This is a genomic window from Streptomyces sp. CLCI03, assembly GCF_053615355.1.
Window position 1 is genome coordinate 6,263,648 of the sequence record NZ_CM132132.1, and the last position, 21,408, is coordinate 6,285,055.

General features: G+C 71.6%; 17 protein-coding genes. 6 read left to right on the forward strand and 11 right to left on the reverse strand.

Annotated elements, in window-relative coordinates; genetic code table 11:
- Positions 1–112: 112 nt before the first annotated feature.
- Both ACWG52_RS28920 and ACWG52_RS28925 read right to left on the reverse strand, forming a co-directional pair.
- Positions 113–1,216 (reverse strand): phosphatase PAP2 family protein, encoded by a 1,104-nt coding sequence (locus tag ACWG52_RS28920; RefSeq protein WP_453126359.1) that lies wholly within the window; start codon positions 1,214–1,216, stop codon positions 113–115.
- A gap of 241 nt (positions 1,217–1,457) precedes the next feature.
- Positions 1,458–2,573: a hypothetical protein gene (locus ACWG52_RS28925; RefSeq protein WP_389814340.1), complete on the reverse strand. Its 1,116-nt coding sequence runs from the start codon at positions 2,571–2,573 to the stop codon at positions 1,458–1,460.
- 316 nt (positions 2,574–2,889) lie between these two features.
- On the opposite strand from ACWG52_RS28925, the gene ACWG52_RS28930 reads away from it, so the two are divergent.
- Entirely contained in the window at positions 2,890–4,545 is a 1,656-nt protein-coding gene (locus tag ACWG52_RS28930; protein ID WP_390166450.1) for an MFS transporter, read from the forward strand.
- A gap of 145 nt (positions 4,546–4,690) precedes the next feature.
- Positions 4,691–5,863 carry an acyl-CoA dehydrogenase family protein gene (locus tag ACWG52_RS28935; protein WP_389814346.1) on the forward strand — a complete coding sequence of 391 codons (1,173 nt, stop codon included), beginning with the start codon at positions 4,691–4,693 and terminating at the stop codon, positions 5,861–5,863.
- A gap of 9 nt (positions 5,864–5,872) precedes the next feature.
- On the opposite strand, the gene ACWG52_RS28940 is transcribed toward ACWG52_RS28935, so the two are convergent.
- Positions 5,873–6,322, reverse strand: coding sequence for a cell division protein SepF (locus tag ACWG52_RS28940; RefSeq protein WP_389814349.1), 450 nt, complete (start codon positions 6,320–6,322; stop codon positions 5,873–5,875).
- Positions 6,323–6,607: 285 nt separating this feature from the next.
- Between ACWG52_RS28940 and ACWG52_RS28945 the strand changes: the two genes are divergently transcribed.
- From ACWG52_RS28945 to ACWG52_RS28960, 4 genes are all read left to right on the forward strand, one after another.
- Complete coding sequence (locus tag ACWG52_RS28945; protein ID WP_389814352.1) at positions 6,608–7,888, forward strand: DUF5685 family protein; 1,281 nt, start codon at positions 6,608–6,610, stop codon at positions 7,886–7,888.
- 77 nt (positions 7,889–7,965) lie between these two features.
- Positions 7,966–8,427 carry a DUF1684 domain-containing protein gene (locus ACWG52_RS28950; RefSeq protein ID WP_389814355.1) on the forward strand — a complete coding sequence of 154 codons (462 nt, stop codon included), beginning with the start codon at positions 7,966–7,968 and terminating at the stop codon, positions 8,425–8,427.
- A gap of 83 nt (positions 8,428–8,510) precedes the next feature.
- Complete coding sequence (locus ACWG52_RS28955; protein ID WP_389814358.1) at positions 8,511–9,398, forward strand: S1 family peptidase; 888 nt, start codon at positions 8,511–8,513, stop codon at positions 9,396–9,398.
- A 97-nt stretch (positions 9,399–9,495) separates the two neighbouring features.
- Positions 9,496–9,975 carry a hypothetical protein gene (locus ACWG52_RS28960; RefSeq protein WP_389814361.1) on the forward strand — a complete coding sequence of 160 codons (480 nt, stop codon included), beginning with the start codon at positions 9,496–9,498 and terminating at the stop codon, positions 9,973–9,975.
- A 15-nt stretch (positions 9,976–9,990) separates the two neighbouring features.
- Here the strand turns inward: ACWG52_RS28960 and ACWG52_RS28965 are convergent, their stop codons facing one another.
- The 8 genes from ACWG52_RS28965 to ACWG52_RS29000 form a co-directional block, all read right to left on the reverse strand.
- Positions 9,991–10,887: a DUF4231 domain-containing protein gene (locus ACWG52_RS28965; RefSeq protein WP_386237503.1), complete on the reverse strand. Its 897-nt coding sequence runs from the start codon at positions 10,885–10,887 to the stop codon at positions 9,991–9,993.
- 86 nt (positions 10,888–10,973) lie between these two features.
- Positions 10,974–14,957 carry an FxSxx-COOH system tetratricopeptide repeat protein gene (gene fxsT / locus ACWG52_RS28970; RefSeq protein WP_390139424.1) on the reverse strand — a complete coding sequence of 1,328 codons (3,984 nt, stop codon included), beginning with the start codon at positions 14,955–14,957 and terminating at the stop codon, positions 10,974–10,976.
- Positions 14,941–16,317 (reverse strand): TIR-like protein FxsC, encoded by a 1,377-nt coding sequence (locus ACWG52_RS28975; RefSeq protein WP_390139422.1) that lies wholly within the window; start codon positions 16,315–16,317, stop codon positions 14,941–14,943. Before ACWG52_RS28975 ends, fxsT begins: the two co-directional genes overlap by 17 nt.
- A gap of 80 nt (positions 16,318–16,397) precedes the next feature.
- Entirely contained in the window at positions 16,398–17,255 is an 858-nt protein-coding gene (locus ACWG52_RS28980; RefSeq protein WP_390166446.1) for an aminoglycoside N(3)-acetyltransferase, read from the reverse strand.
- Entirely contained in the window at positions 17,252–19,504 is a 2,253-nt protein-coding gene (fxsBH, locus tag ACWG52_RS28985; RefSeq protein WP_390139420.1) for a radical SAM/SPASM protein FxsBH, inactivated beta-hydroxylase extension form, read from the reverse strand. Before fxsBH ends, ACWG52_RS28980 begins: the two co-directional genes overlap by 4 nt.
- 28 nt (positions 19,505–19,532) lie before the next feature.
- Positions 19,533–19,697, reverse strand: a complete 165-nt coding sequence (fxsA, locus tag ACWG52_RS28990) for an FxSxx-COOH cyclophane-containing RiPP peptide (protein ID WP_389814375.1) — start codon at positions 19,695–19,697, stop codon at positions 19,533–19,535.
- A 238-nt stretch (positions 19,698–19,935) separates the two neighbouring features.
- A complete protein-coding gene (locus tag ACWG52_RS28995) occupies positions 19,936–20,196 on the reverse strand; it encodes a hypothetical protein (RefSeq protein ID WP_390139419.1) in 261 nt (86 codons plus the stop codon).
- Positions 20,197–20,340: 144 nt separating this feature from the next.
- Positions 20,341–21,243 carry an alpha/beta fold hydrolase gene (locus ACWG52_RS29000; protein WP_389814381.1) on the reverse strand — a complete coding sequence of 301 codons (903 nt, stop codon included), beginning with the start codon at positions 21,241–21,243 and terminating at the stop codon, positions 20,341–20,343.
- Positions 21,244–21,408: the final 165 nt, after the last annotated feature.

Genomic DNA, 21,408 nt, shown 5'->3' on the forward strand with positions numbered 1-21,408 from the left:
GAACGTCCGGGCGTGGCGCTGACGAACGGCGAAGGCGGGCCAGGTCCGAGGACCTGGCCCGCCTTCGTACGGCGCGGGGGGAGGGGGTGCGTACCGCCCCCGCGGTGGTGCGTCAGCCGCCGGCGACCGGACGGGCCGCGGCGCCCCGGGCGGCGGCCCGTTCGGTGTGCGCCGGCCGGCGGCTGCCGACCGGGGTGACCGGGGTCCGCTCGGAGCGGATTACGTGCGGCCTGCCGGCCGGGTGCACGGCGGGCCGGGTGGTGGGGGAGCGCAGGGTGACGGCGCTCGCGGTGGTCGCGGCGGCGGTGTCCCTGACGGGCTGCGGGACCGGCTCCTCGGCGCCGCCGGTCGCGCCGCCCAGGGCGACCTCGGCGGCGGGCCGCAACTGCCACTTGCCGCCCGCCGAGAGCAGCGGGGTGAGCACGGAGACGACCGGTGCGGGCATCCGTCCGGTCTCGGCGCGGCGACGCAGCAGCTCGCGCACGTCGAAGACGTAGGCCTCGGTCCGGGCGATGAGCGGCTCGAACCAGGGGAGCGCCAGCAGGATCAGCAGACCCGCGGACCAGCCGAGCAGGACGTCGCTGACCCAGTGGGTGCCGAGGTAGACGGTGGTGGCGCCGACGCTCAGCGAGACGACCGCGGACACCACGGACAGCACCCGACGGGTGACCCCGGTGGACGCCAGGTAGGCCAGGATTCCCCAGGTCACCACGGCGTTGGCGGTGTGACCGGAAGGGAATATATCGCCACCGGCGAAGAGTTCGGCGGATCCGATCTCCGTGGCGTAGTGCGGGCCGAGCCGGCCGAGGCCGAGCTTCACGGACCCGACGGTGATGTTGAGCAGCAGCAGCGCCACGCCGAGGGTGATCAGCGGGCGGAGGGTGTGCTGCCGCCAGGAGCGCCAGCCGAGCCAGGCGGCGACCATGACCGCGGTGGGTCCGCGCTGGCCCAGTACGACCAGGTAGTCGAGGAAGGCGTGCAGCTGCGGCCACTGCTCGTAGGGCCGGAAGAACATGATCTGCCAGTCCAGGCGGACCAGCCAGGAAGTGGTCAGGACGGCGACCACGATCGCGAGATAGAACGCGAGGGTCGATCCCAGGAGTACGACGCGGTGCCGGCTCATCTGCGGGGTTTGCAGATGAGCCGGTCGCTCTGGTTCCCGGTCCAGCCGGGCGAACACCCGCTCCAGACGGGTCAGGATTTGGTCGGTACGCACTCAATCGACGTTACCGCCCGGCGATGGTCGGGCCGGGCGAATCACGGGCTTTGTGATGACCATGTGATGTGGAGTTGGTCTCACGTGGGACTTAATTCCCGCTATTTCGACAGCGGTTGGCGGCCTCTTGATCCACTGTTCCGGTAATTGTTTCGGTCACTTATCCGGACTTTATTGCCGTGGAGATCATTTCTTTTGCCGAACGATGGACCGGAATGATCCGTTCCGTGATGTGGGGGCTCTATGGAGGACCCGAGCCGTTCAGCCAGAACGCCCCGTAGACCGCGGAGGCCAGGGCCAGTGCGCCCACCACCGAGGCCGCCCGCCCGGTCCGCCACCGCGCCAGCGCCACCGCCGGCGGCAGCAACAGCGGGAAGGCGGGCAGCAGCAGCCGGGGCTTGGAACCGAAGTACCCGGACGCGCACAGCGCCAGCGCCACGACGATCCCGCAGTACACGAGCAGCGGCACCGGCTGCCGCTGCCGCACACACTTCCCGTACAGCCAGAGCACCAGCACGACCCCCGCGATCAGCCCCACCCCGGCGAGGAACGCCGACGAGGCCAGCTTCGCCCCGACGAAGGCCGCGAACGCCCAGCCGCCGTCGAAGCCGTTGCCCCAGCCGCCCTGCACGTCCAGGTAGCCCAGCGGACCGCCACCGGTGCGCGCACCGACCCACAGCACGTACGCCGCCGCGCCCGCCGGAGCGAGCAGCACCCCCGCGACCGTCCGCCAGGACCGCTCCCCGCGCCGCCAGGCCACCGCGGCGGCCACCCACACCGCCGCGACGACCGCCGCACCGACCGGGCGGGTCAGTCCGGCACCCGCCGCGAGCAGCCCCGCCGTCAGCCACCGCCCGCGCAGGGCCGCGTGGATCGACCAGGCCGCCAGGGCGGTGAACAGCGACTCGCTGTACGCCATGGACTGCACGATCCCGACCGGAAGCGCCGCCCAGAGGGCGACCGCGAACACGCCGGCCCGGCGGCCGTGGACCAGGTCGGCCACCGCGAAGATCCCCCAGGCCGCGGCGAACCCCGCGACCACCGACACCACCAGACCCGCGGAGCCGTACGAGAGCCCGGTCGGCGCCGACACCAACCGCTCCAGCCACGGCAGCAGCGGGAAGAACGCCAGGTTCGAGTGGACGTCCCCGTTCGGGAGCAGCACCTCGTACCCGTATCCCTCGGCGGCGATACGGGCGTACCAGAGCGAGTCCCAGCGGGCCGACAGCAGCGTGTGCGGGCTGCTGCCGACCACCGCGCCCCACACCGCGAGCACGGTCAGCCCGAGCAGCCGGACCGCCGCGAAGGCGGCCAGCGCGGGCGCGGCCCGGCGAAATCCAAGATCTTCCACAGGCATGATTATCGGTGGCGCCGACCTCGGGCCCCTCAGGGGCCGGAGCGGGGGCGACGAGCGGCTCCACGGAGAAACCACGGGACGTGAGCGCGCGTGTACACGGGGGAAGGGTGAGGGCGTGGGGAGTGGCATACGCCACACCGGGGCCGCCGCCGGGATGAGAGCTTGACCACGTGTCGGGCAGACGAACTCGCGTACGCTGACCGTTCACTCGCGTGTCGATGCCGGACCCCGTTGGACGCCGCACAGCGCACCACCCCCCGTGGCTCCAAGAGACGCTGGTCCGCCGAGCGCGAGGGATCACCTGGGAGGTACATGCATGTCGGGGACGAACGCGGCCGGGGTCCGGACCCCTTCCCCCTGGCACCGGCTCCACGCGGCTTCCGGTGGGGCCAACCGCTGGGTCGTCCTGGCGGTGCTCTGCGTCAGCCTGGTCCTCGTCGCGCTCGACGCGACGATCCTGCACGTGGCCGTACCCTCCGTCACCGAGGACCTGCGCCCCGGTTCGATCGAGCTGCTGTGGATCGTCGACGCCTATCCGCTGGTCTGCGCCTCGCTCCTCATCCTCTTCGGCACCCTCGGGGACCGGGTCGGCCGCCGCCGCATCCTCCTCCTCGGTTACGGGCTCTTCGGTGTGGCCTCCGCGATAGCCGCCCTCGCCGACAACGCGCAGGTGCTCATCGCCGCGCGCGCCCTGCTCGGCATCGGCGGCGCGATGATCATGCCCGCCACCCTGTCGATCCTGCGGCAGGTCTTCCCCGACCGGCGCGAGCGCGCGCTCGCCATCGGCATCTGGACCGCGGTCGCCGCCATCGGCGCGGCCAGTGGGCCCGTGCTCGGCGGCTTCCTCGTCCAGCACTTCTGGTGGGGCTCGGTCTTCCTCATCAACATCCCGCTGATGGCACTGATCCTGCCGCTCGGACGCTGGCTGCTGCCGGAATCGCGCGGTTCCGCCGACGGGCCGTGGGACGTGCTCGGCGCGCTGATGGCCGCGGCGGGTGTGCTCGGCGCGGTGCTCGGCGTCAAGCGGCTGGGCGCCGAACGCCGACTCCTCGACGTGGAGGCGCTGGTCCCGCTGCTGATCGGCGTGGTGCTGCTGGTGCTGTTCGTACGGCGGCAGAAGCGGCGCGAGCACCCGCTGATCGACATGCGGATGTTCTCGCGGGCCGCCTTCTCCACGTCGGTCGCGTGCATCGTCCTCGCCATGCTGGCCCTGGTCGGCCTGGAGCTGATCGCCGTCCAGTACCTGCAGCTCGTGCTGCACCTCAGCCCGCTGGAGACCGGCCTGCGGCTGCTGCCGCTGACCTTCGCCGCCATGGCCGCGGGCGCCACCGGGTCGTACACCCTGAGCCGGGTCGGGCCGCGCACGATGGTGTCGCTGGGCTTCGTCCTGACCGCCTTCTCCGTGCTGCTGCTGACGCTCATGGGTCAGCAGGACCGGCCGCTGCTGCTGACCATCGGCTTCATCCTGCTCGGCTTCGGGCTGCAGACCACGCTGTTCGCCGCGTACGAGTCGATGCTGAGCGAGGCCCCGGCGGCCACCGCGGGCGGCGCGGCCTCGATCGGGGAGACCTCGTACCAGCTGGGCGCGGGCATGGGCATCGCGCTGCTGGGCAGCGTGATGAACGCGGCGTACCAGCCGGGGCTCGTGGGCGTACCGGGGGTGTCGGCGGCCGATTCGGCGGGCGCCGCGCATTCTCTGGGCGAGGCCTACCAGATCGCCGCGCACCTCGGGGGGCCGGCGGGGGCGTCGCTGTACGAGGCGGCGCGGCAGTCGTTCGTGCACGGCCTGCACGTCACGTTGCTGGTCAGTGCGGGGTTGTTGGTGGCGGGGGCGGTGATGGCGCTGAAGTTGCCGCGGGTGATGGAGTGCGGGGCCGCGGCGGCGGACGAGGACGGGGAGTCGGCCGTCGGGCGGGTGCCCGCGCAGACCACGTGCGAGGCGCGACCGACCCCGGTCGAGCAGGCGGGCTGACGCCGGCGGGGCTGGATTGGTGCGGCGGGGCTGGAACGGTCGGGGCGGGGCGGTGGGGGCTGGATTTGCCCGGCCGGGGCGCATAGCTTCGGGCGAGCGCGAAACTCGCGCTGCCAGGTTCTGTCTCAGGCCGCCGGGAGGCCCAGTGTCCGCGTTCCTGCCCCATGATCCGCTCGGGCTCGACGAGCTCCTCGGGCCCGAGGACCTCGCGGTCCGGGACACCGTCCGTGCCTGGGCCGCCGACCGGGTGCTGCCGAACATCGCGCGGTGGTACGAGAGCGGCGAGCTGCCCGGGATCCGCGAGCTGGCCCGGGAGCTCGGCGGTATCGGGGCGCTCGGGATGTCCCTCCAGGGCTACGGGTGCGCCGGCGCCAGTGCCGTGCAGTACGGACTCGCCTGTCTGGAGCTGGAGGCCGCCGACTCCGGGATCCGCTCGCTCGTGTCGGTGCAGGGCTCGCTGGCCATGTACGCGATCTGGAAGTACGGCTCCGAGGAGCAGAAGCAGCGCTGGCTGCCCGGCATGGCCGCCGGCGAGCTGATCGGCTGCTTCGGCCTGACCGAGCCCGATGTCGGCTCGGACCCCGCGGCGATGCGGACCTACGCCAAGCGCGACGGCTCCGACTGGGTGCTGAACGGCCGCAAGATGTGGATCACCAACGGTTCCGTGGCGGCGGTCGCCGTGGTGTGGGCGCAGACCGACGAGGGGATCCGCGGTTTCGCGGTGCCCACCGACACCCCCGGGTTCTCCGCGCCGGAGATCAAGCACAAGTGGTCGCTGCGGGCCAGCGTCACGAGCGAGCTGGTGATGGACGACGTACGGCTGCCCGCCGACGCCGTGCTGCCGCTGGTCACCGGACTCAAGGGACCGCTGGGCTGTCTCAGCCACGCGCGGTACGGGATCATCTGGGGATCCATGGGCGCGGCGCGGGCCAGTTTCGATTCCGCGCTCGACTACGCGCGGACGCGGGAGCAGTTCGGCAAGCCGATCGGCGGTTTCCAGCTCACCCAGGCCAAGCTGGCGGACATGGCCCTGGAGCTCCACAAGGGGATCCTGCTCGCCCACCACCTGGGCCGGCGGATGGACGCGGGCACCCTGCGGCCGGAACAGATCAGCTTCGGCAAGCTCAACAACGTCCGCGAGGCCATCGAGATCTGCCGCACCGCGCGGACCATCCTCGGCGCCAACGGGATCTCGCTCGAATACCCCGTCATGCGGCACGCCACCAACCTCGAATCGGTCCTCACCTACGAGGGCACGGTCGAGATGCACCAGCTGGTGCTGGGCAAGGCGCTCACCGGCCTGGACGCTTTCCGGTGAGAGCCCTGCTCAGCTCTGGTTGAAGAAGTCGCGTGAGCGGCCGCCCGCCTCGCCACTGACGATCTGGGTGTCGGCCGGGGTCAGGAGGAAGACCCTGGTCGCCACCCGCTCGATCGAACCGCGCAGCCCGAAGGTCAGTCCGGCCGCGAAGTCGACGACGCGCTTCGCGTCACCCGGGTCCATCGACGACAGGTTGACGATCACAGGGACGCCGTCGCGGAACAGCTCGCCGATGCCCCGCGCGTCACGGAAACCGTCCGGGGTGACCGTCGCGATGCGACGGCCGTGCTCCACGGCCGACTCGGAGGCCACCCGCACCCGGGGGTCGGTGGCCCACTGCTCGCCGGGGCCGGCCACCGAACCCTGGGGGGCCTCCGCGTAGTCGTCGTCGTAGTAGCGCTCGTCGTCGCTGTCCTCCACGAGACCCAGCCAGGCACTCGCCTTGCGCACCGAACCCATGGACTGCCTCCTTTCACCGCGGTCAGTCTGTCTTCTCTCCGCTGCCCCTATGCTCGTCCATGATGCTGACAACGCGCCAAGTGGATAGTCGCCGCGCAGGGGTTTCGTGACGGTACTGGTGCAGAACATCCGTTGCACGGTCAAGGATCCTGGTGGCTACCGCTGCTGACTGAGTGAAAATACGACCGCCGCCGCCGTACGGGTGGGCGATGCGGACGTTCGGGTGAAAGGCGCGGGTCGATACGATGCCCGGCAAGCATGCGTACGACACACGGGGGAAGCGGCTTGTTCGGCATAGTGAGGCCTTGTACGCACCGGTTGGGAGAGCGGTTCAAGGCGGAGTGGATGGCCCATCTGTGCGGGCTGTGCCTGGCACTTCGGGGAGACCACGGTCAGTTCGCCCGGATCGTCACGAACTATGATGGGTTGCTCGTCTCCGTTCTGACGGAGGCTCAGTCGGGCATCGCGCCCGAGGCCCGGCGCACCGCGGGCCCGTGTCCGCTGCGCGGCATGCGCACCGCCTCCGTGGCCCAGGGCGAGGGCGCGCGGCTCGCCGCCGCCGTCTCGCTCGTGCTGGCCTCCGCGAAGGTGCGCGACCACGTGGCCGACCGGGACGGGCTGTTGGCCCGCGCCCCCATGGCCCTGGCCGCGCGCAAGGTGGCCCGCGGCTGGGACCGGGCAGGAGCCCGCACCGGGGCCTCGCTCGGCTTCGACACCGCCGTGCTCGTCGACGCCGTGGACCGGCAGGCGGGCATCGAGACCCTCGCGGGCCTCGGCACCTCCGTGCTCGTGGTGACCGAGCCGACGGAGACCGCGACGGCCGCCGCCTTCGCGCATACCGCGCGGCTGGCCGGACGGCCGGGCAACGCGCCCGCGCTGGCCGAGGCCGGCCGGTACTTCGGCCGCCTCGCGCACCTGCTCGACGCGGTGGAGGACCAGGGCGCCGACGCCGTCGCGGGCGCCTGGAACCCGCTCACCGCCACCGGGACCTCGCTCACCGAGGCCCGCAGGCTCTGCGACGACGCCCTGCACGGCATCAGGCTGGCCCTGCGCGAGGTCGAATTCACCGACTCGGGACTCGCCCACCGCCTGCTCGTGCACGAGCTGCGCACCTCGGTGGACCGGGCCTTCGGCACCAGCAGCTGCGGTCACACCGCCACGGCCTCCACCGGGCAGGGCGGCAACCCGTACGCGGGCGGGCCCACGGTGGACGGCCCGTACGGAGCGAACCCGTACGGTCAGAACCCGTACGGCGGCAACCCCTACGCGCCGAACGCGCCCCAGGCCCCCGGCGGCCCGGGCATGCCGCCGCCCATGGGGCCCGGCGGCGGTGGCGGTGGCGGCGGACTGCCCCCGCAGCGGCCGCGCCGCGGGCTGTTGGCGGGCTGCGCGGTGGCCATCGGGCTGTTCTGCACCTGCCAGATGTGCTGCACCGAGTACGAGGGCCCGTGGTCGCGGGAGCGACGCGAGCCCCTCTGTGACGCGGGCGACTGCTGCGACGGCTGCGAGTGCTGCGGCGACTGCGGATGCGGCGACTGCTGCTGCTGTCCCTGCGACGGCTGCTGAGGCCCTTTCAGATTCCACAGGTCCGGACGGCGTACGCGGGGATTCCCGTCCGGACCCGCGTGGAAGGGGTGAGCGGGATGAGCGACGACGCAGACGACCCGCACGCCGCATGGCGGGAATGGCACGAGCGCAGGGCGGCGGCCGTGTCCGCGCCCTACGGCCCCCTCGCGCTGACCGGAACCTTCTGGCTCGCCGACTACCCGGAAGGTCGAATTCCGGCCGTTCCCGTCGACCCGGACGACGGCAGCCTCTGGGCCGTCTTCGGCGATGCCGGCGCAGGCCTCACCCACCACCGCTTCCGCTTCCTGAAGCCGGGCATACCCGACGCGCGAGGCGCGATCACGGTCGAAATCGACCGTTCCCCGCTCCCTCCCTGCGCCTTCGTGGACCGCTTCGTCCGTCCTTTCCCGCCGCCCGGGAACACGCTGCCCTTCGAGGTCGTGGCGGGCGAGCGGAGGCTGAAAGCCGCTCTTGCGACCGGTATCCGACGCCAGGACACTCCCGACAGCGCTTGTCAGGGACACGGCCAAAATTCATGAGCCCGCCGTGCCTCCGGCTGCGCCTCACGGGCTCTGGCACCCCCACAACCGCCGGCCCCCGACCCTCTCCAGGAGGACGAGAAGTGAGGATCAAGCGCATGACCCGTACCAGGCTGCTCGCGGCGGCCACCGGCCTGGCCGCCGCCGCAGCGATCGCCGTCCCCACTGCGGCGAACGCGGACCCCCAGGACGGCGGCGGATTCAGCGCCGACCGACTCGCCTCGGCCGGCGCATCCGTCCTGCGCGCCAACGTCGGAGGCACCGCCTGGCACACCGACCCCGCCACCGGAACCCTCGTGGTCTCCGCCGACTCCACGGTCTCCGACGCCGGAATCGCGAAAATCAAGCGCGAGGCCGGAGCCGACGTCGGAGCGCTGCGCATCGAACGCATCCCCGGCAAGCTCACCAAACTGGTGTCCGGCGGCGACGCCATCTACGCCACCAGCTGGCGCTGTTCGCTCGGCTTCAACGTACGCAGCGGCAGCACGTACTACGCCCTGACCGCCGGGCACTGCACCGACGGCGCGGGCACCTGGTGGAGCAACTCCGCCCGCACCACCGTCGTCGGCTCCACCGTCGGATCCAGCTTCCCGACCAACGACTACGGCCTCATCAAGTACGCGAGCAACTCGCCGGTGCCCCCCGGGACCGTCGGCAGCCAGGACATCACCAGCGCCGTGAACGCCACGGTCAACATGTCGGTGACCCGGCGCGGGTCCACCACCGGAATCCACAGCGGCCGGGTCACCGGCCTCAACGCCACCGTCAACTACGGCGGCGGCGACGTCGTCTACGGCATGATCCGCACCAACGTGTGCGCCGAACCCGGCGACAGCGGCGGCCCGCTCTACTCGGGCACCCGCGCCGTCGGCCTCACCTCCGGCGGCAGCGGCAACTGCTCCTCGGGCGGCACGACCTTCTTCCAGCCCGTGGTCGAAGCCCTCAACGCCTACGGGGTCAGCGTCTACTGACGGTGACCCACGCGCCTCCGCCGCACCCCTGGACGTCCTCCCTCCTTCTGGGAGGATGTTCCGGGCGGCCATGTCCACGGGGGAGGCTGGTTACTGCATGAAACGAATCGGCGTGACCGGGCACCGAGCCATTCCGGACGCGGTGCTCGGCCATGTGGAGAGCGCCCTGCGGGCCGTACTGGGCGGCCACCGAGGACCGCTGGAGGCCTTCTCCAGCCTCGCCGAGGGGGCGGACCAGCTGTTCGCCGCCATCGCCCTCGAACACGGCGCCGACCTCACCGTGGTGATCCCCAGCGGGGACTACGAGGAGGCCTTCGAGGACCCCGAGGCCCTCGCCCGCTACCGGAGCCTCAAGAACCGGGCCACGCAGGAGGTCCGGATGGACTTCGCCCGCTCCACCGACGAGGCCTACTACGCCGCCGGCACCTACATCGCCGACTCCTGCGACCGGCTCGTCGCCGTCTGGGACGGGCAGCCCGCCCGCGGGCACGGCGGGACCGCCGAGATCGTCGCCTACGCGCGCACACTCGGCAAACCGGTCACCGTCATCTGGCGCGAGGGCGTGACCCGCGACTGAGCCACGCCCCCACCGTCAACTGCTGTGCCGGGCCAGCCAGTCCGTGTGCTGCGGAGACACGTACCGCTCGGTCTCGTACACCGACGACGGCCACTGCGACTCCGTGATGGTCGTCTGCATCACGACCATCATCGCCGCCAGATCCTGCTCGATCAGGGTGTGCGCCTCGATCAGCGGATGATGACGGCGCACCTCGTTCCAGGCGATCCCGGCCGCCGCCGCCGCGCTCAACAACGCGGTCAGCCTCGGCCCCGGACCCGAACCGAACGACCCCAGCAGCGCGAACAGCAGCGCCAGACAGGTCAGCAGCACGATCGTCCACGACCACAGGTTCGTCGCCCGCCGGGACACCTCCGTCCGCCGCCGGTACCAGTTGCGCTGCTCGATCAGCCGGTCCCGGACGTACGTCTCGCGCCGCGCCTGGTAGTCCATCCCGCGCAGCCGCTCCATCGCGCCGGTGATCTCCCCGCCCTCCGGCACCGCGCCGGCGACCCGCGGATCGTCCCAGCCCATCTTCCGCAGCTCGGCCAGACCCGCCTCCAGCCGGGTCCGGTACGTCGCCTCGGGCGCGGCGACCTCACTGCCGAACGGCGCCCCGTGCACCGCGTACCGCCAGGCCAGGGACTTGATGAACTCCGCCGCACTACGGTTGAGCTGCCACTGCGGGCGGGCCCGGCGCCGGGTCGCGCGCATGCCCACGCCCAGCACCCCCACGTACGCGAGCACGCTCAGCAGGCCGAAGAAGTACATCGAGCCCAGCTTCGGACCGGCGGGCAGAGCGGCCGCCGCCGCGGCCAGGACCAGCAGCAGCAACTGGGCCCGGGTGGCCTGCGTGGACTCCCGCTGCCGGGAGATCGCCGCCTGGTCGGTGTGGTGGAAGAGGGCCGGCAGGTCCTCGTTTCGAAAGGTCATGCTGTCGGTCACAGCGCCCCCCTGCTGTCGGGTGGCGGGCGGCGGGGGGTCCCGCGGTCGCGGAGCCCCCGCCGCCCTCCGTCGGATCAGACGGCGAGAGGCTCCAGGTCGCGGTGGACCCGCCGCTCGTCGCGCGCGTACCGGGTCAGACTGTGGTCCTCGCCGAGCAGCCGGGTCAGCTCGGACACCGCCTCCGCCCGCAGCCGGGCCGCCTCCTCCTTGCGACCCATCGAGTCCAGGCTGACCGCCATGTTGGAGCTGCTCGCCAGGGTCTCGGGATGATGCGCCCCGAGCGCCTCGCGCAGCCGCATCACCGCGAGCCGCTCCAGCTCCAGAGCGCCCTCCGGATCACCGAGGTCCGCCCGGGTGTTGGCCAGGTTGAGGTGCGCGAACACCGTGTGCGGGTGGTTGTCGCCGAGCACGTCCCGCATCCCCCGTATCGTCTGGCGCAGCATCGTCTCCGCCGTCTCGGCCGCGCCCGTGCCCCAGTGGAAGACCGCCAGGTTGTTCACGGCCGCCAAGGTGTACGGATGCCGCTCGCCCGGCACCTTCATGTACTCGTCCACCACCTCCTGCGCCAGGTCCCGCGCCCCGCCCGGATCCCCCGTCGCGAACAGGTCCGAGGCCAGGTTGAGCTCGCAGGACAACAGGTCCGGGTTGACGGAGGTGTACTTGGCCCGGTAGCGGGCCCGGGTGGCCGTCGTCAGCCGCAGGGCGTCCTCCAACTGGCCGGCCCGGCGCAGCGACACCGCCAGGTTCTTCGCCGCCGACAGGGTGCCGGGGAACGCCCGCCCCAGCGTCCGCTTGTACGTCTCGTACGTCCGGCTGAGCAACTGCACCGAATCCTCGTACCGGCCCACCTCACGCAGGTCGCGGGCCAGGTTCTGCGCCGAGGACAGCGTGTACGGGTGCTCCGGCCCGAGCACCTCCGTCCGCAGGTCGTGGACCTCCTGGTCGATCTCCCGGGCCCTGGTGTACTGACCCACGAGCCGCAGGTTCAACGCCAGGTTGTTCGCGGCGGCCAGCGTGCGCGGGTGCGCCTCGTGGAAGATCTGGCTGAAGCCCTCGTGCGCCTCGGTCGCCAGCTCCATCGCCTGGCCGTAATGACCCAGCGCGCCCAGCGTGTTCGCCAGACCGCTCATGGTCATGTACGTGTGCGGGTGCGAGGGGCCGAGCACCGCCTTCTGCCGCTCCAGCGTGACCTCGTCCAGCTCCTTCGCCTCCACGAACCGACCCTGCGAACGCAAGATGTTCGACAGGTGGAAGCGCAGGTAGAGGTACTGCAGGTCGTTGTTGCCCAGCATCTCCTTCCACGCCTCGCGCAGTTCCTCGCCGAGCGCGTACGCGGCCTTGAAATCGCCGCGCTTCCACAGGTACCGCACCCGGTCGATCAACAACCGGCGCGTCTCCGGCTCCTTGCAGTACCGGGCCTCCGACGGGGTCAGGTGCGACCAGATCGTGTTGAACCGCGGCCACGTCTCCGGGTTGTCGATCGGCTCGTCGTCGTCCGGCCGGGCCCCGGCCAGGATCCGGTGGACCGCGTGCCGGGCCTCGCGCTGCTCCTCCTCGCTCAGCTGCGCCCGGATCACCGCCTGCACCAGCCGGTGCACCTGGATGCTGTTGCTGACCTGGTCGACCTTGGCCAGCGCGAACCGGCCGATCTCCCGGATCACCCGCCCCAGCACCAACTTCTCCTGCAGCGAGGAGTCGTACGGCTTGAGCGCGTCGATCATCTCCTTGCTGTAGAGCAGGTTCGCGGAGATCGGTTCGGGCGCCAGGAAGGCACACAGCTGGAGCAGCCGCACGGCCGCCGGGGACCTCGACTGCAGCCGCTCGATGGAGATGTTCCAGGTGGCGGCCACCGGCTCCGGGTAACCGGGCGGCTGGTTCAGGGCCAGCACACGGGCCGCCTGCTGCGCCAACTGCTCAAGGTACGCGGACACCGGCGTCGCCGTCTCCGCGATCCAGGCACCCGCCTGCTCGACGGCCAGCGGCAGGTCACCCACCGCCACCGCCACCTGCTCGGCGTCGTCCTTGCCGAGCCCTGGCGCCCGACGCTGGAGGTGCTCGATGGACTCCTCCCGCAGGAACACGTCCACCGGCAGCGCGTCACCGTACTGCGACCAGGACTGGTTGCGGGAGGTCACCAGCACATGGCCCGGCCCGCCCGGCGGGAAGAACCGCTTGAGCGTCTCGGGATCGTCCGCGTTGTCGAAGACCAGCAACCAGCGGGACGAGGGGACCCCGCGCCGCAGCAGGTCGATCGCCTCCTGCGAGGCGGCCGCCATGTCCTCACCGGTCTGCGCGCCCAGCCGTACCGCCAGCTCCGCGAGCGCCGCGACCACGTCGTCGGTCTGCTCCGAGGAGATCCACCACACCAGGTCGTAGTCGGCCATGAACCGGTGCACGTACTCCAGCGCCACCTGGGTCTTGCCCACACCACCGAGCCCGAACAGGGTCTGCGGCTGCGGCAGCACCACGGCCATGCCCCCGCCGAGCTGGTCCCGCATCCGCTCCAGCACGATGCTGCGCCCGGTGAAGCCGGGGTTGCGGGGCGGCGCGTTCCAGATCTTCGGGACGGTCCCCGGGAAGCGGGGGCCGGGCTGCGAGGCGCTGCCCACGCTGTCGGGCAGCGCCATGGGCCGCTCCACCGCACGCAGCAGGGCGGTGGTGGCGTGCACCTCGTCGAGCCGGAAGAGGTCCACCGGGTTGCGGTCGATGTACGGCGTGGACAGCCGTACGTCGCCCACCCTCAGCGGCACCAGCTGGCGCCGGCCCCCGGTCGGGTCCTCTGCGGCCGCGCGCTCCCACACGTCCACGGCCCGGGCCGACTTGAGGTAGGCCGTGGAGAGCAGCACCACGGTCCGGGCGGCCGTGTCGATGCTGATGCCCGCGCCCCCGAGGGTGTCCCCGGCGACCGTTCCCGGTGCCCGCTCGGCCGAGACGTCCTTCGGCACGACCCGGAAACCGGCCCGGGTGAGCACCGACTCGATCCAGTCGGCCCACATCCGGTTCTCGGCGACGTACGACAGGAACAGGTCGGCGGGCAGGGCCGGGCGGCGCCGGGTGAAGGCGTCCCGGATGCGCAGCCGGACCTCCTCACCGATGACCGGCATGGAGGTGATGTGGCCCTCGGTGACCACGGCGGTGAGCCGTTCGAAGGCGGAGAGCAGGGAGTTGGTGAGCCCGGCCTCGTCACCGAAGGTGGCCAGGGTCTCCTCGTAGGCGTAGTAGGGGCGGTACGGGATCTCCACCGCGCCCCAGTAGGAGGTGAGCTCGTCCCCGACCAGGCCGTTCGGGAAGCGGTCGAACTTGATCCGGGCCAGGGCCCGACCGGCGTCGGCCTTCTCCTTCTCGCCCTCGTCGATGCGCATCGGGACCGGGAAGATCTTGATGCCGCGGTCGTTGAACCGCTCGTCGATCTGGCGGGCGACCGAGGCCGCGCCGTCGATGGACTGGTCGGACAGGGTGAAGCAGTCGACGAGGACGTCCGGGAGGTGGACCGTGCAGATGTCCGCGATGTCCGACAGGCCGGTGCGGCTGTCGATCAGGACGTAGTCGTAGTTCCGCTTCATGTCGGCGCGTAAGGCGTCGAAGAAGAGCCCGCCGCCGAGCCGGTCGTAGAAGTTGTCCCAGTCGAAGGTGGAGACGGTCGCCGAATACTCGCGGTTCTGCCGGCCGGCCGAGACGAAGTCCAGGGTGCCGCCGTCCGGGAACTCCCAGCCGTGGGTCTCCGGGGTGAGCGAGACGGCGTGCGGCTGTATCCGCGCGTAGTCCTTGTGCCAGTCGTCGGGCCGCTGCACCGGGCTGGTCGCCGCCCAGGCGTACTCGCTGATCAGATCGATGACCCCGGTGGTGGCCCCCAGCGTCGAGGGGTCCAGGAAGGGGTGGAAGAAGCGGTGCAGGCCCGGCGCCTCCAGGTCCCAGTCCACGGCGAGGACCCGCTTGCCGTTGGCCGCCAGGATCCAGGCGGTGTTGGCCAGCGCCATGGTGCGGCCCGTGCCGCCCTTGTACGAGTAGAAGGTGACGATGCGTCCGTCACGGCTGTCGCTGTCACTGCTCGCTGTCATCCGCGTCCCCCCGGTCGGTGTCGTTGTCGTCGTTGTCGTGGAGGCCGGCGCCCGCCGGCCCTGCCCGGTGCCGGTCGGAGTCGGGTGGGAAGGGGGCACGGGGCGCCATCGGCCCGGGCGGCCCGTTCATCCCCATCGGCCCCAGCAACCGGGGCCGTTCGATGGAGGTGTCGCCCTTGGGCGGATACGGCTGCGCGTGTCTGAGGAACTGCTGGGCGGCGGCCTCGACCACCTGCGGCAGGATCTGCCCGAGGGTCTCCACGTTCGCCACGCCGTTCGCGGCGGCCCGGCAGGCGGCCCGGCCCTGGCTCATCGTCTTGGGCATGGTGGTCTCCAGCCGGTCGGCCAGCTCGTTCTCCTTCGACCGGCTCTGATGGTCGTACCGGTTCCACGGCACGACCACGTTGACCCAGGGCCTCGGCTCCCGGTCGAAGGCGGCCAGGCGCCGGCGCCGCTGCTCGTCCTCCACCGCCCACCGGTCGACGATCAGGATCTCCGGCCGGGTGGGCAGCTGCTTGCTGTCGAGGTGTCCGGCCTCGTCGTCGAAGGAGGACATGGTGGTCTGGTAGTTGAGGTTCTTGACCAGGTCCTCGGCGACATAGGCGATGGGCCGCTGGGCGACCGGGTGGTACGGGTTCCACTCCAGCGCGGTGTCCCCGTAGTACTCGGGGGCGCGGCCCTCGGGCAGATCGTGCCGGGAGGCGGCGGCCACGGTCACGTGCAGGGTGCGGGCCGGGCTGCCGCTGGAGGCGAAGGCGCTCGGTACGTTGCGGTAGTCCAGCGGGCGGATGGGGTCCAGGTGGGCGGTCTCGGCGACCTGGACGATGCGCCGGGCGAGTTCGTACACGGCGTGTTCGTACTGCTCGGCGTAACCGCGCAGTTTGATCAGCCCGTACAGGCCGTCGGTGACGTAGCGCTCGCCGAAGGTGTTGTGGTTGAACTGCAACCGCTCGGCCGGTCCCGGGAGTTGCTCCGGCGGCACCGGAACCCATAACGCGGGCACGATGGCCTCGGCCTGCTTGTTGCTGACCGCGCCGTGCTGGACGGCGCGCTGCGCGAAGGCGAACCACTCCTTCCCGCACATCTCGCTCGCGAAGTACCGCGGCGAGAACAGGGGAACGAAGACGCGACAGTTGGCGAGTGCCCGGGCGAGCCGTTCGGACCAGCCCTCGCCGCTGCGTATCTCCCGGTCCATGAAGCCGACGTCGTACCCGGCGCGCAGGTCCGTCAGCGCCATGACATGCCCGCAGAGATCACGGAAAAGGCGCTCGACCCACATGTCCGGGTCGGGGCCCCCGGCCCCGAACCTCGGTGTATGTGCGTAACTGAGAAAAAAGTACGGCTCCCCTGATGCGGGCACACGACCCCCGTCCCGAAGATGCGAAGCGAAGAAACATCATTCCGGAGCTGCTTCGCCACATCCCCTCATCGTTCAGTCAATCAGCATCTGTTTTCGGTCATCCAGTCAAGGGCGTGATCGACGGCCTCCGGTAGGGAGAAGAGCATGGTCGACGCGCCTCCCACCCGCCCCCTGCGCACCCGTGAATCAGGGAACGCGTCACCGATCACCGCGAAATCGCTGTCATCCAGCGCGACGTCCTCGTATGCGGTCCACTCCCCCTCCTGCCGGTGCCTTTGCGGCCCCGGAAGGTTCACCTTCACCACACACTCGTACATGCGCAAGGGGGGCTTCGGAATTCGGTACTCCGCGAGATGGAAAGCGGTGCAGACCGAAAACCCCACATTGATCATGAGTACCTGCCCGCCCTCCCAGCACAGCTTTCCCAGGGGTGTCTCTTCCCCCAGATGGCTTTCCAGGCGATGACCTGCGCACAACCGCTCCGCGTCCGCCCCGAGGGCCGCGAAGGAGGTCTGCGGATGGGCGCTGCGCGCGGCGCCCGGCGCGGTGCGGACGGCCTCGGCGAGGGAGCCCATGCCGAGGCTCGGGGTGCTCGCCGGGTCGAAGGCGGCCATCCGCTCGCGGAAGGCCCGCACCCCGGCCTCGTCGAGACCGCGGGTCCGCTCCAGGTGCGCGGTGGAGGTCTTGGAGTTCTCCGGGGTGAAGGCCGGGACCACCAAGGTGCCGCGCGGCCCGAGGACACCCGTCAGCGCGTCGCGCAACAGCTCCGCGCGCAGGCCCGTCCCGCCGAGGGAGGAGTGCACCAGGAGCCGCATGCCGGGGCGAACCCCGGCCAGCCGTAACTGCACCGCGAGCCGCAGCCTGCCCGGCGCGGGGGCCGGCTCCGGGGCCGGCTCCGAGGAGGACGCGGGGGAGGGCGCCGGGGAGGGCGCGGTCACGCGTCGACCGTCTTCAGTTCGTAGCGCAGCTCCGCGACCAGGCTCTTGCCGGTGACGGTCAGCTCGGCCGCCTCGGTCAGCCGGTCCAGTGCCCGGTGGATCCGCTCCGCTCCGCCCGGTTCGGGCGTCGCCGTGGCCCGCCGGTACGCCTCCACCGCCACCCGCTCGTGCACGTCGGCCAGCAGCCGGGACACCGGGACCGGCCGCTCCCGCCACGGCGAGGGGTGCTGCCACTCACCGTCGAGCGCGTACAGGTCGGCCACCTCGGTCAGCGCCCGCAGCCGGGTCCGCCGCCGCCCGGTCAGCAGGGCCAGCGCGGTCTCCCGCACCCCCGCCGCGTAGGGCACGCCGAGCGCCCCCGGCCCGTGCCGCCCGGCCTCACCCCAGCCGCCCGACCGCGGGCCGCCCGCGAGCGGGGTCAGCGTGGTCAGCCCGGTGGCCGCCGCCCGGGCGAACTCCGGCACCGACTTGTGCAGCAGCGCCCACGCCCGGTCCAGCCTGCCCCGCCACTCCTCGGCCTCCCCGGCGCCGAGGCGCAGCCTGGGCGGGCGGGGGAAGCAGTTGCGGTACGGGTCGAGGTCCTCCAGGGCCACCGGCGCCGCGTCCGGCCCGGGCGACCAGGTGCGTACGGGCTGCCAGCGGGCGTCCCCCGCCGTGGGTCCGAAGCGGTGCTCGGCGCGACCGTCCCGTACGGCGTACCCCTCGTCGGTGACGTGCAGCGCGGCCCGGCCCTCCGTGCCCGGCTCGCCGAGCCGTAGCAACCCCAGGGTCGGCAGGTACACCTCGCCGTCCCGGTAGGCCACCTCGGCCGGCAGGTCCAGCCCGCCGCGGAGCACGGCCGCCACCGCCAGGGCGGTGAGCCTGCGCGCCGCCTCCGGGGCGTCCTGATTGCCGTCGCGGGCGGCGTCCAGGGCCGCCAGGATCCAGGTCCGGGTGAAGGGGTGGTCCAGTACGGCGTCCAGCGCGTCCGTGCCCGCCTCCCCGGCCCGCTCCACGGCGGTCAGCAACTCCCAGGCGTGCGCCCAGCCGGGGTCGGCGGCGAGGTCCGCGTGCAGCCGGGCCAGCAGGATCCGGGTCAGCTCCTCCTGGGAGCGGGCGAGTTCGGCGGGGTCGGACAGCTGTGGCGCGGTCTCCCGGGGCGCGGTGCGGCCTTCGACCCCGTCCACGAGTTCGCGCAGGTCGGTGCAGTAGACGGAGGGGTTGTCGAAGCCGTTCCGGTCGCGGTAGCGGTGGGTGTAGAGCCCGCCCCCGCACGAACGTACGACGGGGCAGCGGCGGCACGAGTCGCTGACGCCCGCGAGGCCCAGCTGCCGGGCGCGGACCCCGGGATGGGCCGCGACCTGGTCAAACGCGTGGTCGAAGACGTTGAAGCCGGTGGCGGCGGCCCCCTCGAAGGCGCTCTTGAGGGAGTCGACCTGTTCCAGGGCCCCGTCGGTCTCGACGACGACGAGGTCGGTGGGGGCGAGACCGAGCGACTCGGTGAGGCTGGGCCCGCCGCGCAGGGTGGAGAGCAGGGACTCGAAGAGCCGTACGGGCACCGGGCGTCCCCGTCGGTCCCAGTGGTCGAAGATCCGCAGCAGCCAGCGCGCGTACGCGTCGGGGGCGCCGTCGGGGCGGGCCGGAGGTGTCTCCCAGGTGGCGTGGGGGAGGAGGAAGTCCACGCGCGGGGGCTCCAGTTCGACCAGCGCGTCCAGCACGGCGACGGGGTCGTTGGCCACGTCCACGGTGCAGAGCAGACCTTGGTAGAGGTGGCGGTACGGCTCGGAGCGGAGCAGCGCGACGGCGGCCAGGACCAGCGGGTGGCTCGTACGGCCGTCGGCGAAGCGACGGTGGCGGTCGTTGGCGGCGCGGTCCCCGTCGAGGGAGATGCCGACCCGGACGCCGTACTCGTCGAAGAGGTCGAGGTAACGGGTGCTGAGCTGGAGCCCGTTGGTGTGGATCCGCAGGTCGAGGTCGGCGATGCCGTGGAGGGCCCGGGTGAATTCCTCGCACACGAGGCGGAGCCGGGCGGTGCCCGCCAACAGGGGTTCCCCTCCATGGAGAATCACCGTGACGGAGGGGAGTGCATGGTCACGGGCATGTTCGGCGAGCCTGGACGCGGTATGCGAAATAACCTCGGGGGAGATCACTTTCGGCCGGGCTCGCCAGCTCTGATCTGCGTGTTCGTAGACATAGCAATGATCACAAGCAAGATCGCATCTGCTGTGAACTTTCAGGACGATCTCGCGAAATGCGATCAGGCCGGTCATTCCACCAGTCTAGAGCGCGGAGTTCGGGTCAGAGCGCGGAGTTGAAGATCGGTGCCTGAACCGGACGAGCGGATTCGGCCGGCAGGACACGACCGAGCGTCGTCGCCGCGGCCGCGGTGTGGACGTCGATCTTGCCGAGCGGGACCCGGCGGGCCTTGACCGAGCTGGTCGCGGGGGATGCTGAAGTGTTCACGGCACCGTCCTTGGGGAAGCCATGTGGAATGGACATGTGAATGACAACGGCTACACGCTGCTGTCAAGCAGGGACTTTACTAGGACAGTCCCCCTTGGCAACACGAGACATGACGCCTGGTCAAGACTTCCCTGCATTGCGCGGCGGATTTCTCAAGAGGGCGGATTCGGCCGTTTGCCGCAAGGAAAGATCCTTTTCATGGCCGGGGGTTCCGGCTGCGATCGTGCCGGGACCGGACCTACGTCGCCCGCACCGTGCTGACCTGGTGTGATGCGAGGGCGTGTCCCTCAGGTCGGGAGTCGGGCCCGGCCTGCGCGGAACCGCCCGCGTACAGCAGGAGGAAGAGCACGGTGATCACTGCGGCGGCGCCGATCGCGCCGACGAGGTCCCCCTTGGCGCCGGCCCCGGCGGCGGCCCCGGTGTGCGTGTGGACGGCGTAGCCGGCGAGGAGCCCGACGGCGAGGACGAGCAGGTGGACGTCTTCGATGTGCAGGGTCATGGCGCGGCCTCCACGGCTCATGGGGCCCGCCCGGCGAGTGGTGGCGGGCCCGGAGGCGTGGACGGTAAGGGCGTCCCGTTCCCAACACCCGGAACTTCACTGCCCGCGTGGACGTGTTTCAGGTCCCTGCGGGGTCAACATCCCCTATGCGGGCTGCTGTTCGGTGAGGTCCGGTGTCGGCAGGTCGCGCAGCAGCCAGTTCAGTACGTCGGGCAGCGCGCGCAGGGCGGCGAAATGCGCGGCGGAGGGAACGATGTTGGTCGTGGCCCCGGGGATGCGGCGGGCCAGCCAACGGGAATGGCCCACGGGGGAGAACACGTCGAGCTCGCCGTGCCAGATCAGCACCGGGCAGCGGATGTCGGCCGGGTCGAAGCCCCAGGGGCGGCTGAAGGCGAGGACGTCGTCGATCCATCCGTACGCCGAATGGCGCAGCCCCTCGCGGTAGTTCCGTAGGAGCATCGACCGCAGACCGGCGTCGGAGACGATCATGCGGTCGTTGTCGGTCAGCTCCCGGCGCAGTTCGTCCAGCAGCCGGCCGGGGTCCTTGCGGATGCCGGCGGCGCGCGGGATCAGCCGGGCCGCCAGTTCCTCCGGGTCGTCGGTGGCGGTGGTGTACTCCCGCACGTTCGACGCGGCCATCCCGGCGAACCAGTCCAGGTCCTCCGCGTCCCGGGGGGCGAGGCCGACCATCGTCGCGGTCCGGGTGACCCGGTCCGGGAGGAGGGCGGCGCAGGCGAGTGCGCCGGCGGCGCCGCCGGAGCGGCCGGCGACCGCGAAGGTGTCCAGGCCGAGGGCGTCGGCGATGGCGGCCACGTCCTGGGCCACATCGGCGACGGTGCGGCCCACGTGGCGGTCGGAGCCGCCGTAGCCGGGTCTGTCGTAGGCGATGAGCTGCATCCGGCGCTGGTAGAGGACCATGCCCCGGGGGGCCGGGCCGAGGCGGCTGCCGGGCATGCCGTGCAGCAGAAAGACGGGTTTGCCGTCGGGGTCGCCCCAGCGCTCCACGGTCAGAGCGCGCCCGTCCGCTGTGCGCACCTGATGGCGCACGCGCTCCCTCCTTCACGGTCGATGTGGGTCGTCACCGCGATTGTGCGCGCTGGGGGAGGAGCGCGGTAGGGCGCACTTCCGGCGGAATTGTTGTGAATGCCTTCACGAGCCTGAAAAAGCCTTTCCTTCCCCCGCATATGCCCTGGTCAAGGGGGCGCGGCACGA

What these genes read in the sequence shown, in the direction of transcription:
- ACWG52_RS28925 (WP_389814340.1), bottom strand. Translation starts at nt 2,573, where the DNA reads ATGCCTGTGGAAGATCTTGGATTTCGCCGGGCCGCGCCCGCGCTGGCC.
- ACWG52_RS28930 (WP_390166450.1), top strand. Translation starts at nt 2,890, where the DNA reads ATGTCGGGGACGAACGCGGCCGGGGTCCGGACCCCTTCCCCCTGGCAC.
- ACWG52_RS28940 (WP_389814349.1), bottom strand. Translation starts at nt 6,322, where the DNA reads ATGGGTTCGGTGCGCAAGGCGAGTGCCTGGCTGGGTCTCGTGGAGGAC.
- ACWG52_RS28950 (WP_389814355.1), top strand. Translation starts at nt 7,966, where the DNA reads ATGAGCGACGACGCAGACGACCCGCACGCCGCATGGCGGGAATGGCAC.
- ACWG52_RS28960 (WP_389814361.1), top strand. Translation starts at nt 9,496, where the DNA reads ATGAAACGAATCGGCGTGACCGGGCACCGAGCCATTCCGGACGCGGTG.
- ACWG52_RS28965 (WP_386237503.1), bottom strand. Translation starts at nt 10,887, where the DNA reads ATGACCTTTCGAAACGAGGACCTGCCGGCCCTCTTCCACCACACCGAC.
- fxsT (WP_390139424.1), bottom strand. Translation starts at nt 14,957, where the DNA reads ATGACAGCGAGCAGTGACAGCGACAGCCGTGACGGACGCATCGTCACC.
- fxsBH (WP_390139420.1), bottom strand. Translation starts at nt 19,504, where the DNA reads ATGACCGGCCTGATCGCATTTCGCGAGATCGTCCTGAAAGTTCACAGC.
- ACWG52_RS28995 (WP_390139419.1), bottom strand. Translation starts at nt 20,196, where the DNA reads ATGACCCTGCACATCGAAGACGTCCACCTGCTCGTCCTCGCCGTCGGG.